Below are 14,664 nucleotides of genomic sequence, written 5' to 3' on the forward strand. Positions count from 1 at the left end.
ATTTTTAAAGAGGTAGATTTATTTTTGATCATATAAAAACTGACAATAGTTTATAACTGATTTAGCAGATGGACGAACTTTGCCTTTTTTCGGATCATCTTCTGCTTTAGAAGGCTTTGTATTCACTTCGATGATCCAAGGGTGTCCATCATCGTCCAGTGCTAAATCGATGCCAAACTCTCCGAATTCTCCACCTGCTTGAATACATACAACATCAACAATTTCTAAAGAAAGCTCTGATAAAAGCTTCTTTAAATGAAGTCCTTCTTTTTCTCCAAATAATTCATTAAGCAAGCTTTTTATTTTAAAGATTTCTCCGCCTCTTGCTAAATTAGCAACAAATTGCTGATCTCCTGACACTCTGGCAACAGCAGAAGAAACTTTCCAATGGTGCAGGTCTTTTTTATGACATAAAAACCGAAAATCTAATGTTCGGTTTTGATAGTGTTTTAATTTGATCGTTTCTTGAAGGAGAAACCCTTCTTTTTTTAAGCGAGGGTAAAGAGCGGTGAATAATTGATCAAAGCTATCATATTCTTTTTTGATTTCACCGGAAAAAGTAGTAAAATCAAGAGAGTAGGAGCTGTCTTCATGTTCTATTACTCTAAAAATTCTTTTCCCCTGGCTTCCGTTAATAGGTTTAATAAAAAGATCTTTTTTTTCGTTTAGCATATCTTTCAAATTAGATTTAGACTCTAAGAGCATGCTTTCAGGTAAATAAGGAATAAGATGATCACTTGCAGATAGAATTTGGTGAATTTCCCACTTATTTAGAAAACGATCATTAAAATATGGTATTTTATTTTCAATAAAGTCAGTTGTGATATCTAAGAAATTTTTAGATTTTTCCAGTTTTCTAGAATGAATACGGTTATGAACAACATCAGGGTATGGCAATGTAGCTTTTACCCACTGATTGTCTTGTAAATAGTAGCCACTCATTTTTTCCTTATTGTAGGTTGAAAACGAAAACACATAGAAAAAGCAGCCATTTTTTTCAGAAAATAAGGCAAGTTCTTTGCAAAAATCATGAATGGAGCCAAAATGGACACCTTGATCCTTTTTCTTTATCTCAGTTATCAGGCCAATTACCGGCCCTAGCTTTAGTTGATTACGGTTCTTGAGTTCTCCTTGAAGAGATAGTGTTTTGTCTGGCAGATGTAGCAATTCATACGTTTCCTTTGAAACGGACAAACTAAAGTTCTCCTCATCTATAAATACGATTGGACAGGACACAGTATGCATTCCACAACTAATTTTCAGGGAATGAACTAATTTAGGGAGACCTAAATGAACACGGAGCCCTTCACTCATTTCACATATATTTGGTCTAAAAGTTGATGGTAACTGTTTTATTTCAATCATACTTTGCATCATAGAAACCCCTTATTTGCTCGCCTAACAGACAAGCTCTATAATGTTCTTAGGCAGATGTTGATATAGCATCGTATGTTTTTGAAAAAAAAAGGTGATGTTGTGGAAGGTAGATGGTAATGAAAGATGTAATTATGGCAGTGATAATGATTGTAATCGGTGCGGCTATTGGGGGAGTTACGAACTCATTGGCAATTAAAATGCTTTTTCGTCCTTATAAACCTCTTTATTTTTTAGGGAAAAGGGTTCCTTTTACACCGGGACTGATTCCGAAACGAAGAGAGGAGCTTGCTGAACAGTTAGGAAAAATGGTTGTTCAGCACTTGTTAACAGCAGAAGGGATGAAACGGAAATTTTTACAATCACAATTTAGAGATCAAGTTATTACTTGGGGAGAAGCACAGATTAGAAAGCTTGTAATTTCTGAAAAAACTCCATCACAACTTATGATCTCATTAAATATTAAGCAACCTGAGAAAGTAGTAAATGATACCTTAAGAAATTTTCTTCATAGAAAATTCGAAAAAGTGGTAAAGGAAAACTCCCAAAAGCCGTTAAATGAGGTACTTTCTAAAAATGTTTTAGATGATGTTTATGTTGCCGTTCCAAAGGTGGCTCAATTTATTGTCGATAAAGGCATTTCATATTTTGAAAGCAAGGAAGGTAAGCAAAAGCTTGGCAAAATGATTGAAGATTTTCTTGCAACTAGAGGAATGCTTGGTAATATGATTGGAATGTTTTTAGGAAACGAAAGCCTGGTTGATAAAGTACAGCCAGAAGTGATTAAGTTTTTGAAAAACGACGAAACGAAAGTTTTAGTTACAACGTTAATTGGGCGCGAATGGAATTCTATTCAAGACATGACCTTTGATGAGCTTGATCAAAAATGGGGTATTGTTGAAAAAGGATCCCGCATTCTTGATGCTGTTATTGATACATTGAATGTTGATGAACTTCTATCCAAGCCAATCTCAACTTACTTAAAACCAAATGAAGAAAAAATCATCAAAGAATGGCTTCCGATGGTAGTCGATGTTTCAACTAAATACCTTATATCTCATTTAGATGATATTTTACAACAGTTGAAGCTTGAAGATGTTGTGCGGGAACAAGTTGAATCTTTTGCAGTAGAGAGACTAGAGGACATTATTCTCTCAATATCAAGGAAAGAATTTAAAATGATTACCTATCTTGGAGCGCTACTTGGAGGGATCATTGGGGGATTACAAGCTATAATTGTCATGCTCATACAATAAAATAGCTGGTTTTGTATGCAGAGATGAAAATAGTTTGTTATAGTGGAGAAGGAGCCTACATAGGTTAATACTAGAAAGGAGGCTCATCATATGCCTGAAAACTTATATGATGTTGCATACAATTTAGAAAAAGCTCTACGTGAAAGTGATGATTTCAAAGCGTTAAAAAATCTTTACGATGAAGTGAACGCAGATGAATCAGCAAGCAAGATGTTTGAAAACTTCCGTAACATTCAACTAAATCTTCAACAAAAGCAAATGTCTGGACAAGAAATTTCGCAAGAAGAAATTGAACAGGCGCAAAAATCTGTTCAACTTGTTCAACAACATGAAAAAATTGCCCAACTGATGGCGGCAGAACAACGCTTGAGCATGGTTGTTACAGAACTAAATAAAATTATTATGAAACCACTTGAGGAAATGTACGGAAGCTTATAAGACATACATAAAAATGTTCGTTCTTTAGCAGAATGGGAAAACCATTCTGCTTTTTTATGTTTGTATATGATCGAAACACACACCAATCCCAAACATTTCATCACAACACCACCACTCTTGTTCTATTTTTCGAAAGAGGGACATAACCTCATAATAGGTTTTAGACATCTGTAGAAGGGGGACTCGCTGTGACTTTTTACCGATTACTTGCATTGAATATCGATGGAACTTTGCTTCGTTCAAATGGTCGTCTTCAAGCGTCGACGAAGGAAGCAATTGATTTTGTGAAAGAAAAAGAGGTCTACGTGACTCTTGTAACAAATAGGCATTTTCAATCTGCCAAAAAGCTAGCGAAAGCATTAAAACTAGATTCATTTTTAGTCACACATGGTGGAGCATTTATTTCCGAAAATCTAGATGAGCCTTTTTATGAGAAGCGACTATCTGAAGATTTAACATTTAATCTTGTTCAAGTGTTGGAAAATTTTAATTGCAATATCCGTCTTACACATGAACGCTTTTCAATTGGAAATCGAAAAAAAATTGCTTCAAATTTACTTAGTAAGTCAATTCTTAATACATCAGATTCCATGTTTTATCCGGTTCAATTTGTGGATTCCTTAGGAGACACTCTTAGAGATGAGCCGGTTTCTGCCACGAAAATCGATGTTCATTTCAAATATGATGAAGAAAAAGAAGAGGCAGAAAAATTAATTCAAGAGGCTTTTGATGAGGTTAATCTAAAAACCAACAGCAAATCTAAAAGTTTTGAGATTGTTAGAAAAGGGGTTTCAAAGGAAAATGGCTTACGTGCCCTTGCTAGTCATTTGAAGATACCACTGCATGAAACTGTGGCTATTGGTGATTCAGATGATGATATTGAAATGATTAAGTCAGCAGGCTTGGGGGTAGCAATGTGGAATGCTCCGTTTGAAGTGAAGCATGCAGCTGACTGGGTAACACGTTCTAATAATCAGCAAGGTGTTGCTTATATGGTAAAAGAGCATTTTCGCAAGCAGCAAAGACAGGATTTCTTACGAAAAATTAAAATTGATAAATAACAAGAAGGGAGAGAGCAGACTCTCCCTTCTTGTTATTTAAGAATGGTTTCTTTTAATAGCAGGGTATTCTATTAATTTCCCCTCATAAACAAGCTGCAACTCATCGTTTTTTCGGAAATCGTCAGGAGTAATTAATGCTGGAAGTTTATCCCATAATTTAATTCCTGAGCGTTGAAGAATTTCAGCCACAAACTGTGAGCAAAAATAGGAATTACTAAATTCTACTGGTTCATTGAGGGAAACGCCTAAAACTCCAAATAGGTTATATAGAAACTTCTTTTTATTTTTAATAAAAACGTTTAACACACGTCTCATCTTTTCAACATCACGATTTGACACTTCAAGCTTATAAATGACACAGGTTGTATCAGGGTACTTACTGTAAGTTCCTGTATAAACATCTTCTTTTACAAATCCACCGTTAATTGGATTACTGGGGTTTTTCCTACCAAAACTGTACATTTCTTTTAATGTTGGATCAAAGGCTATTGAGGCATGATTGTATGGAGCCTTTGTATATTTTTTGATAGATTTTGTAAATAACGTCCCAGTATCAGTGAGCAATATATAAACATATGTTTTGGCTGTCATATTATTACTTCCCTCTTTTATATCTTCCCGAAATATTCTATCCTTAATTATACAATAATTCATTTTTTTGGTGGGTGAAAACTTGATTACAACGCTTTGGACTTTATCGATCTTTTTACTTGTATTAAGTAGTGTGAGCATTGTTTTTATATTCATGAGCAAAAGGGAGCCAGAGAAGGATTTTACCGCTGTATTTTTAAGAGTAAAAACTTGGTGGGGAATGTTTGCAGTATTTTGTATGGCTACTTTATTTAATCCTGTTGTTTCATTGCTTTCATTAATGGTTTTATGTTTTTTTGCTCTAAAAGAGTATTTTTCTATGATGAAAACCAGAAAAGCTGATCGACGTTTATTTCTTTGGTCTTATTTAGCGATTCCTGTACAGTTTTATTGGATTTATATCGGCTGGTATGGAATGTTTATTGTGTTTATTCCTGTTTATGTTTTCTTATTTTTACCTCTACCCAGGCTATTAGGTAAAGGTACAAGTGGCTTTTTGCGTTCAGTAAGCTCAACACAGTGGGGATTAATGTTAATGGTGTTTGGGTTAAGTCATTTAGCGTATTATCAATTCGCAACACCTGAATACGGAGCAAATTTAGTTCTTTTTCTAGTTGTGTTAACACAAGTAAATGATGTTGTTCATTATTTGATTTCGATCTATATAGGGAAAAGAAAGGTGGTACCCTCAGCGAATCCTACCATTACATGGGAAGGGTATGTAGGTGCAACCGTCGTCACAACAACAATTGCATACTTTATTTATCCTTACTTAACGCCTCTCGACTTAAAGTTTGGTATAATATCAGGTGTTTTAATTAGCTTAAGTGGGTTTTTTGGAAGTTTAACCATTTCAGTTTTAAAGCGTGACTTGCTTATAGGGGACCGTGAAAAATTACAGAACGTACAAAAAAGTTATTTAACACGTGTTGATAGTTTAACATATACCTCACCAGTATTTTTCCATGTTATCCGTTATTTTTATGAGTTTATGTAAACAAAGGGGCTGTCTAAATGGACAGTCCCATTTTTACTTGATCTAGAACTTACTCCTTATATCGTAAATAGTGGTAATTCTCCGTCGGAATTCGTTCTATAACATTTCCTTGCTCGTCCTTATAAACCTCATACTCTTGATATACTTCAACAGCATATCCATCTTCTTCTTTCAAATCGACAAGCCTGTTTTCAAATTCAGGTAAAGCAACAGACTCTTCTGTTTCAGTTGTAGCAGTTTCAGCATCATCAGCTGGAACTGGAATACTGACAATGGCTTGTTCCTTCTCGAAAAATTGTGGAGAATCTAGATAACCTATCATAGCAACTACTGCAACAATGATAACTGGAGCAATTTTTCAACTGCGATTGCCTCCTATTTTTATAATCTTATTATTATTCTATGACCTTACTGGTGGATAATATTATTAATATTTATTTTTCCTAATATCGCTTGTTACTGTATATGAGTAATTGTTACTATTACTAGTGGAAAGAAATTATTAATTCTCATTCAAATAGCAAGTAGATATAATAAAGATGTTAAAATGAAGGGGCAAAATATGAACAAAGAATATGTTGAGCAGCTAGAAACAAAAATCAAAGAATATGAAGAAGTCATCTTAGAAATGTCAGCACCAATTATTCCATCAATTGTACCAGATACAATCTTAGTGCCGATTACAGGCATTCTCCTTGAAGAAAGATTTGAAAAAATTCGAATTAAGATTTTATCGTATATCCAAACACATGATATTGAGACGGCTATTATTGATATGACAGATATTACATTAGATAAAATTGAACAAATTGGTATGCGAGAATTAGGAAACGAAATACATCAATTAACAGATGCGATTTTTTTAATGGGAGTCGAGCCTTATTATGTTGGTCTTTCTCCACAGCTTATTAAGGAGATTGTCACGACTGGTGTGCAGATAAAAGCAGAGTCATTTTCTACATTTCAATCAGCATTAAAACATTTAATGAAAAAGAAAGGCTTTGTCCTACAAAAGGCTTCTGTATAAAGATAACATTGACCGAGACACTTGTTTTTTTGTACTATCAGAAAGATAAGTTTTTCATGGATGATAGTAAAAGAAACTAAAATAAGTTTTGAAAAAGATATAGGGTGATTATGAAATGAAAATATATATAAAAGGTATTGAAGATGAACGTTTCCATCGTCCGCTCACATTAATCGGAAATTTATTTTTTGAAGAAACAGAGCTCTGCTTTATAGAAGATGATCATACTCTTGAAGCAGAGTTTTTTATTCAAGAAGATGATGAGTGTGTTTCAATCACAGGAAATTTATTAACAGAGGATGGCAAGCGATACGAGGCAAACAAGGAAAAGCAAATTCCTGTTAATGTAGAAGGGAAAGAACGATTAAGACAAGTGAAAAACACTCTTTCGTTTGTTTATTTAACTCTTCTTCAGGATTACACAGGTATGATTCAAAAATGGGGAATTTTAACCGGAATACGTCCTACGAAGCTTTACCATAAAAAGCGACAAGAAGGAATGTCAACAGAAAACATCCACAAAATGTTTAAGGAAGAATATTTGTTGTCAGATGAAAAAATTAATCTTATGAAGCAGATCGTTGAACGACAGCTAGAAGTTATTCCGGATTTAGATTCCCTGTCTAACGAGGTGAGTATCTATGTTGGCATCCCTTTTTGTCCAACAAAGTGTGCTTATTGTACGTTTCCAGCGTATGCAATCAATGGGAGACAAGGATCGGTTACTTCTTTCCTAGGTGGCCTTCATTATGAAATGAGAGAAATCGGTCGTTGGTTAAAGGAAAAGAACATTAAAATTACAACTGTTTATTATGGTGGCGGAACACCGACAAGTATTACAGCAGAAGAGATGGATATGTTGTATGAAGAAATGGCCGAATCGTTCCCGCATCTAGAAAATATTAGAGAAATTACAGTAGAAGCAGGCAGACCGGACACTATAACAAAGGAAAAGCTTGATATTTTAAATAAGTGGAAAATCGATCGTATTAGTATTAATCCTCAATCCTATACACAGGCAACATTAAAGGCAATTGGACGGCATCATACTGTTGAAGAAACAATAGAGAAGTTTCATTTAGCTAGAAGTATGGGGATGAATAATATTAATATGGATTTAATTATCGGCTTACCTGGTGAAGGTGTTGACGAATTTGATTATTCTCTTGCAGAATCAGCAAAGTTGATGCCGGAGTCATTGACGGTTCACACACTTTCTTTTAAGCGTGCATCAGAAATGACGCAAAACAAACATAAGTATAAAGTGGCAAGCCGTGAAGAAATTACCACGATGATGGACCATGCAGTTTCTTGGACAAAAGATCATGGATATACACCATATTATTTATACCGTCAAAAAAACATCCTCGGAAATTTAGAGAATGTTGGTTATGCCTTAAAAGGGCAGGATAGTCTTTATAACATCATGATTATGGAAGAACAGCAAACGATTATTGGGATTGGATGCGGAGCTGCAAGTAAGTTTGTTCATCCTGTGACAAGGAAAATTACTCACTTTGCCAACCCAAAGGATCCAAAATCATATAATGATGGTTTTGAACATTATACAAATGAAAAAATCTCTATTCTAGAAGAGTTGTTCTCTAAATAAAGAATGTAAACAGCAAGGTTTTGTATATGAAAGGGTTCAGTTTTCGAATACAAAAACTAAATTAGCACACCAATTAGCAGTCCTATTCGCAACTGAATAGGACTGCTTCTTTTTTGTAGATATATATAGGGTTTAATTAAATGGACGGTAACTGTACACTAAATTCAAACCCATTCTAACATGGTGATATAAGTTTTTGTCAGCATGAAAATTTGCAAGCTCATTGTTATTCTATTGGCGTGCAAAAAAGATATGTAACTATCAGGGGATGGGTGATGAAGTCTGAGAGGCGGATAAATAAAACTACCCTCTTGTTTATCCGAGTAACGATAGTTTAAATAAGCGGAGTTTCTCCGGTTATATTGAAGGATGGAACTCTTTTTGAGGATATAAGCGGAGTTTTTCCGGTTAAGCAAAGTAAAAGGGTCCATTTTCAGCTTTTACGATTAAATAGGCGTAATTTTTCCGTCTATTTAATCTGTTTTTCGTGTTAATTCCTCATTAAGAGGAATTTTTCCGCTTATTTTAGTAGATTATTTTCAAACGATTCTTGAAGATTTTGAAATCGCTTAATCGTATTTGTATATACCTTGCTGTTTTTTTACCTAAGAATTATTAAGATACTAATACGTTAACAAGCAGGATATCAACCAGCTTTCTTGAATTAATATATTGAAATACATTTTAGGGGTGGATGAGAATGACATATCAAACGATTGAGCTGGTCAAAGAGGGGAATTTTGCTACATTATATTTAAACAGAGTTAACTCATTAAACGCAATGGACGTAGAAATGCTTCAGGAATTAGCTGAGTGCTTAGCTGATGTTGCTGCTTCTAATGTAAAGCTTTTGTTTGTTACTGGAAGAGGTCGTGCCTTTTCAGCTGGCGGTGATTTAAAAACGATGCTTTCTAACGCAGACGAATCTGGCTTTCAAACTGTGATGAACAATATAAAAAACATTATTGTCAGCTTATACACGATGCCTGCGGTAACAGTAAGCTTTCTTAACGGAGCTGCAGCTGGCTTAGGACTAAGTTTTGCTTTAGCATGTGATCAAGTATTTGCGGAGAAAAATGCAAAGATTGCCATGAATTTTATTAATATCGGTCTTATTCCAGATGGTGGAGGGCATTTCTTTTTAAAGAAAAGATTAGGAGAACACAAAGCCAAGCAAGTGATCTGGGAAGGCAAATCAATGACCTCTGATGAAGCATTAAAGGCAGGGATTATTGACATGGCTTATGAAGGAGATACAGAAGAACAGCTTGAATTGGTAAAAAGAAAATTGGAAGCGCGTCCATTGAAGGCGATGATTTCTTCAAAAATGATATATAGTGAACAAGAAAAACAGCTCTTGCTTGAAACATTAGACCTTGAAACTGAAAAACAATTAGAAATGAGAAAAACACAAGATCATCGTGAAGGAGTTGCTGCGTTTTTAGAAAAACGCCCGGCTCATTTTATCGGAAATTAATTGAATCTGGAGGACTTATCTTCAATTCCTGGAGGTTTATCTTCCATTATAGGAATTTATCAACGATTCCTGGAGGTTTATCTACGATTAGACAAAAAACGACAAACTACCCAAATTAAAAAAGGAACTGCCTCACTAAGGCAGTTCCTCAATTTATCTTCCAAATAACACGAGCTTCCCAGCTGCAGATGTACAGCGGTGTGTTTTATCTGTATAATTTTGTTCTTCTAATTTGCGTTGTCCAATTTCTTTTGCTTCATTTTCAGATTGAGCTTCAAAGCTCTCATCTAAAAGTTTTTCCCCATTTTTTTCAAAAACCGTTAAATAGTAAGTCACCATCTTCATTTCCTCCCCTTGTTGTAAACATTATAATTATATAATTCTTACTTCTATTATACTTTTCCTGCAGAAATATGAAACATTCTTTTGCCAAATTGAAAGTGTGGAGGATGCTGATACGAATGTATTTTCGTACTAAAGAACACTAATGATGTCCAATTTGCTACTGTTATTCTCATACATAGGAGAACGATAAGTTATATATACATAAATTTATCTTTACAGAACGTGCATTCGTATTTTGGAGATGATACTATATAAGTAGGGAATATTAATTGTTTACGTGGTTTATAAAGGATGTGACAAATATGAGTTCAATTAAGTTTATACATGCAGCTGATCTCCATTTGGACAGCCTCGTTTATCGGATTAAAGCATATGCCTTCAAATCTTTTTGAAAGAGTGAGAGAAAGTACGTTCTTATCATTTTCTAGAATGATATCACTTGCGATTGAAAGAGAAGTGGATTTTTTATTACTTTCAGGTGATTTGTACGATGAAGATGAGAGAAGTTTAAAGGCCCAGTTAAAGCTAAAAAGAGAATTTGAGCGATTAGAGCAAGCAGAAATCCAAGTTTATATTATACATGGAAATCATGATCATATGAGTGGGAAGTGGATTGATCTGAAGTGGCCTGAAAATGTTCATGTTTTTTCAAGTCATTCTGTTGAAATGAAGGAATATCGTAAAAATGATATACCGCTCGCCTATATTTATGGTTATAGTTACCCAACCCGATCTCTTCAGGAAAATATAACCTCTCAATATATAAAAAAGGAAAATCCTTCTGTGTATCATATTGGTATGCTGCATGGGTCGATAGAGGGCAGTCAAGAGCATGATGTGTATTGTCCGTTTAAGCTTCATGAGCTAATTGACAAAGAATTTAACTATTGGGTTTCTAGGACACATTCATAAGCGTCAGATTTTATATGAAAATCATCAAGTGATTGCTTATTCAGGAAACATACAAGGACGACATCGTAAGGAAACTGGAGAAAAGGGCTGTTATTTAGTTGAATTGGAAGAAGGAGAAACGAAAAGTACGTTTGTTTCTACTGAAGAAATCTTGTGGGAAGACGTTGAAATATCAATTGATGGACTTCATCACTTTTCAGAATTACTGAACAAATGCGAGACAGCCATTGAATCCATTCAAATGAAAGCTCAGCCAACATGTTTAACAATCGCTTTAACAGGGGCAGGTTCTTTAGCCAATACTCTGCAGCAACAGGACATTGCTCAGGATATTATAGATATTTTTAATGAACGTGCTGAGGAGCATGAAAACTTTGTTTGGATTGTGAAACTTATTAATAAAACATATAAAAAGGGGATTGATGCTCCTAAGCTTTCCACTTTCTATACTGATTTGCAAAAAACAGTAGATGACTATCATTCATTTGAAGAAGTGATAAACCCACTTATTAAGCACCCAGTATATAGGAAATATTTTAAAGAATACACCTTAGAAGAACAAAAGCAGCTACTGAAGGAAGCGGAGAAATTATTGCAAAACGAACTTTTACAACAAGGTGAAATAAAGTGAGGTGAACTTTTTGAAAATTGAAGAATTACATATTTATGGTTACGGTAAATTTGAAAATCAGCATTTTTATTTAGGGAAATCCAACCTACTTGTATTTTATGGGGAAAATGAAGCCGGAAAATCTACAATTATGTCATTTATACATAGCGTTTTATTCGGTTTTCCCACTAAACAACAAGCAGAAAATCGTTATGAGCCTAAACGAGCAACAAGCTATGGAGGTTATTTAATTTTAAGAAGTGAAGAGAACAGGCGAATTAAAATAGAAAGAGTACCAGGAAAATTTGGTGGGCAGGTCACAATTGAGCTGGAGGATGGAACAACAAAAGATGAAGAATATTTAGGTGAGTTATTATCTGGATTAGATAAAGAAACGTATCGATCTATCTTCTCTTTTGATGTTCATGGCCTACAGCAAATTCATAAAATGAGTTCAGACCAAGTTGGGAAATTTTTATTTTTATCAAGCATTTATGGTGCCGATGCATTATTTACGATTGAGGACAAATTAACAAAGCAACAGGAACTCATTTATAAGCCGAATGGTAAGAAGCCAACATTAAATGAAGAGCTAGTAGTATTAAAGGATAGCGCTGCTAAGATGTTAGAAGCTAAAAGAAAAAATAGTGACTACGAGCAATTATTAAAAGCAAAAGAATCCTTAAAGGAAAAGCTATCTCAAGTAGTAGTTGCAAAAAAAGAAAATATGTCTTTACAGAGAGAGTTAGAAAGAATAAAATCTGTTATTCCCCTTATTAAGGAAAGAAACTGGTGCTTAGAACAATTGAAATCCTTGCCTGATACAGAGCATTTTCCGGAGGATGCCATTCAGCAGCTAGATCAGTTTAATATGTCTATTCAGCCAATTGAGGTCAAATTAAATTCTTCAAAAAGTAACTCAGAGAAAGTGAACAAAGAGCTGGAAGATTTACTAATAAATGAAGCATATATTCAAAATAAAAAAGCGATTCATGAAGCACGTGAACAATTTGCTCTTTTTGATGAAAAGCAAAAGAAACAATCTCATTTAATAAAGAGAATTGAACAACTACAGTATGAAATTGAACTTCTTAAACAAAGACTTTATCCACATAGTAGTGATGAGGAGATATTGGAAATAAATGCAACCATTCCGATGAAGGAAGCAATAAAGAAGATCATACTTGAGGATCAGCAGGCCAAGCAACGAAAGCAGATGTTGGATGAGCAGTTTGAGCAATCAAGAAATTCAATTGAAGAAACTGAATGGAAAATAAATGAGTTGCATAAAGAAGAGCTACCTGATGATGAAAGAAAGAACTTGGAACAGAAGGTCGAAGATTATAAAAATGTTAATACCAATCAACTTCAACAAGAACGAGAGAGACTATTAAATGAATTAACAAGGCGTAAGAAAGACCATAAGCAGGAGAAAAAGCAAGGATCGATGTTAATTTATTTCTTAGTGATTCTTTCCCAAATTGGAACGATATGGTCTCTCATCCAGCAGCATTGGATACTTTTACTTGTTTGTATCGCAATAGGTGTTAGTTTCATCCTTCAAGTAAAAAATAAAAAAACGAAAAAAGATCCACTTCTTCTACATTTAACAATGGAGCTTGAGAAAATTGAAGTGGATTTAAAAAAGGGAATGGCATATGAGTCATCCTCTTCTCAATCGTTACCAGAATTAATTCATCTTCTTAATCATGACCAAAAGATAAAACAAACGCTCCACCATGAGCAACTACTTTTTCAACAACAAGAGAGAAACTATGAAAGAATTGTCAAGCAATATGAGGAGTGGGAAAAAACTCAGTTTCAATTAAAACAAAAGCAAGCTCATTTAGCTCTATTGTTGAAGATTGATGAACATGCATCATCAGAAGCACTTTTAGAGGCGTTTGAGTTGTTGCAACAACTTCAGCATATTATCCTTGAAAAGAACAAATTTATTGCTGAGGAAAAGTTAATAAAACAGGAATTGTTAAAGTATGAACAAATGGTTAGTGAGATCATAAAGGCTTGTGATATTGAAGGAAACTCAATCGAACAAACTGTACATGAGTTGTTTAAGCAATTGAGCATAGAAGGAACAAAGAAGGAAAAACAAAAACAGTTATTAGAAAAAAGAAGAGAGTTGGATGAAGAACTTCGTGAATATGTTCAAAGCACTACATTTTTAAAACAGCAAAAAGAAGATTTTATCAAAAGTAGTGGGTGTGAAACAGAAGATGAGTTTCGCAAACAAGCAAAATTGCATGAACAACGAGAAGCAGTAAGAAAGCAAAAGCAATGGATTGATAAACAGTTAGCTACAGAAAAAGACATTGAAATTGAAACACTTTCAAACACAAAAATTGACGATATTGAGGTAAGGTTACAAGAGATAGAGGAGGAAATAAACGTACTTGAAGCAAGTGAAAGGGAACTCCAACAAGAACAATCCAGTACTCTCATTAAATTAGAAGAGATGGAACAGAGCGGAACATACTCAAATCTAAGGCATTCTTTTGAAAATAAAAAGGCTATTGTTAAAGAGGAAGCAGAAAAATGGATTGTTAGAGCACTTGCTAAAGATTTGCTACAAAAAACAGTTCAGCGACACAGAGAAGAAAACTTACCTGAGTTAATGACATCCATAACCTACTTTTTTACAAGACTTACATCTAAGATGTATCACAATGTATATTTACCAAGTGATAAGCAGTCATTTATCGTGGAACGACATGATGGAACAAAGTTTTTTGCAGAAGAGTTAAGTCAAGCAACCTCGGAACAACTGTATTTATCGATACGACTAGCGATTATAAAAAATATTAACAAGCAAGTGAATTTGCCAATCATTATGGATGATAGCTTTGTTCATTTGATCATCGCAGAACATCAAACACCATTTCTTTATTAAATGAACTTAAAGAAGAGAACCAAGTGATTTATTTTACATGTCACGAGCATATGGCA

General features: G+C 34.3%; 14 protein-coding genes. 10 read left to right on the forward strand and 4 right to left on the reverse strand.

The annotated features are described in order from the left end of the window. Positions 1-18: 18 nt before the first annotated feature. Positions 19-1,374: a YheC/YheD family endospore coat-associated protein gene (locus MVE64_RS17310; RefSeq protein ID WP_247339829.1), complete on the reverse strand. Its 1,356-nt coding sequence runs from the start codon at positions 1,372-1,374 to the stop codon at positions 19-21. A gap of 119 nt (positions 1,375-1,493) precedes the next feature. Between MVE64_RS17310 and MVE64_RS17315 the strand changes: the two genes are divergently transcribed. From MVE64_RS17315 to MVE64_RS17325, 3 genes are all read left to right on the forward strand, one after another. Next, positions 1,494-2,630, forward strand: a complete 1,137-nt coding sequence (locus MVE64_RS17315) for a DUF445 domain-containing protein (protein ID WP_247339831.1) — start codon at positions 1,494-1,496, stop codon at positions 2,628-2,630. Positions 2,631-2,720: 90 nt separating this feature from the next. Then, positions 2,721-3,068: a YlbF/YmcA family competence regulator gene (locus MVE64_RS17320; RefSeq protein WP_247339832.1), complete on the forward strand. Its 348-nt coding sequence runs from the start codon at positions 2,721-2,723 to the stop codon at positions 3,066-3,068. Between the two features lie 188 nt (positions 3,069-3,256). Continuing rightward, positions 3,257-4,129 (forward strand): Cof-type HAD-IIB family hydrolase, encoded by an 873-nt coding sequence (locus MVE64_RS17325; protein WP_098795275.1) that lies wholly within the window; start codon positions 3,257-3,259, stop codon positions 4,127-4,129. Between the two features lie 36 nt (positions 4,130-4,165). On the opposite strand, the gene MVE64_RS17330 is transcribed toward MVE64_RS17325, so the two are convergent. Further along, the gene (locus MVE64_RS17330) at positions 4,166-4,720 is read right to left on the reverse strand and encodes a hypothetical protein (RefSeq protein WP_247339834.1); all 555 of its coding nucleotides are present in this window, start codon (positions 4,718-4,720) and stop codon (positions 4,166-4,168) included. Positions 4,721-4,874: 154 nt separating this feature from the next. Between MVE64_RS17330 and MVE64_RS17335 the strand changes: the two genes are divergently transcribed. After that, entirely contained in the window at positions 4,875-5,717 is an 843-nt protein-coding gene (locus MVE64_RS17335) for a phosphatidate cytidylyltransferase (protein ID WP_379053222.1), read from the forward strand. Between the two features lie 49 nt (positions 5,718-5,766). Here MVE64_RS17335 and MVE64_RS17340 read toward each other — a convergent pair whose 3' ends face one another. Beyond that, on the reverse strand, positions 5,767-6,039 hold the full coding sequence (locus MVE64_RS17340) for a hypothetical protein (protein ID WP_247339836.1): 273 nt from the start codon (positions 6,037-6,039) through the stop codon (positions 5,767-5,769). 240 nt (positions 6,040-6,279) lie between these two features. On the opposite strand from MVE64_RS17340, the gene MVE64_RS17345 reads away from it, so the two are divergent. From MVE64_RS17345 to MVE64_RS17355, 3 genes are all read left to right on the forward strand, one after another. After that, on the forward strand, positions 6,280-6,744 hold the full coding sequence (locus MVE64_RS17345; protein WP_247339838.1) for an STAS domain-containing protein: 465 nt from the start codon (positions 6,280-6,282) through the stop codon (positions 6,742-6,744). A 115-nt stretch (positions 6,745-6,859) separates the two neighbouring features. Beyond that, entirely contained in the window at positions 6,860-8,356 is a 1,497-nt protein-coding gene (locus tag MVE64_RS17350; RefSeq protein WP_247339840.1) for a coproporphyrinogen III oxidase, read from the forward strand. Between the two features lie 700 nt (positions 8,357-9,056). Beyond that, complete coding sequence (locus MVE64_RS17355) at positions 9,057-9,833, forward strand: enoyl-CoA hydratase (protein ID WP_247339842.1); 777 nt, start codon at positions 9,057-9,059, stop codon at positions 9,831-9,833. Positions 9,834-9,986: 153 nt separating this feature from the next. Here MVE64_RS17355 and MVE64_RS17360 read toward each other — a convergent pair whose 3' ends face one another. After that, complete coding sequence (locus MVE64_RS17360) at positions 9,987-10,172, reverse strand: YhzD family protein (protein WP_247339844.1); 186 nt, start codon at positions 10,170-10,172, stop codon at positions 9,987-9,989. 378 nt (positions 10,173-10,550) lie between these two features. On the opposite strand from MVE64_RS17360, the gene MVE64_RS17365 reads away from it, so the two are divergent. Genes MVE64_RS17365 through MVE64_RS17375 form a run of 3 tightly spaced genes read left to right on the forward strand, consistent with a single transcriptional unit; the run spans position 10,551 to position 14,608 of the window. Further along, positions 10,551-11,090, forward strand: coding sequence for a metallophosphoesterase family protein (locus tag MVE64_RS17365; protein ID WP_247339846.1), 540 nt, complete (start codon positions 10,551-10,553; stop codon positions 11,088-11,090). Continuing rightward, on the forward strand, positions 11,047-11,721 hold the full coding sequence (locus MVE64_RS17370) for a metallophosphoesterase family protein (RefSeq protein ID WP_247339848.1): 675 nt from the start codon (positions 11,047-11,049) through the stop codon (positions 11,719-11,721). Before MVE64_RS17365 ends, MVE64_RS17370 begins: the two co-directional genes overlap by 44 nt. Positions 11,722-11,731: 10 nt before the next feature. Next, positions 11,732-14,608, forward strand: a complete 2,877-nt coding sequence (locus tag MVE64_RS17375; RefSeq protein WP_247339853.1) for an AAA family ATPase — start codon at positions 11,732-11,734, stop codon at positions 14,606-14,608. The last annotated feature ends 56 nt before the right edge of the window (positions 14,609-14,664 follow it).

Origin of the sequence: Metabacillus endolithicus (genome assembly GCF_023078335.1) — a bacterium.
GTDB classification, from domain to species: Bacteria; Bacillota; Bacilli; order Bacillales; family Bacillaceae; genus Metabacillus; species Metabacillus endolithicus.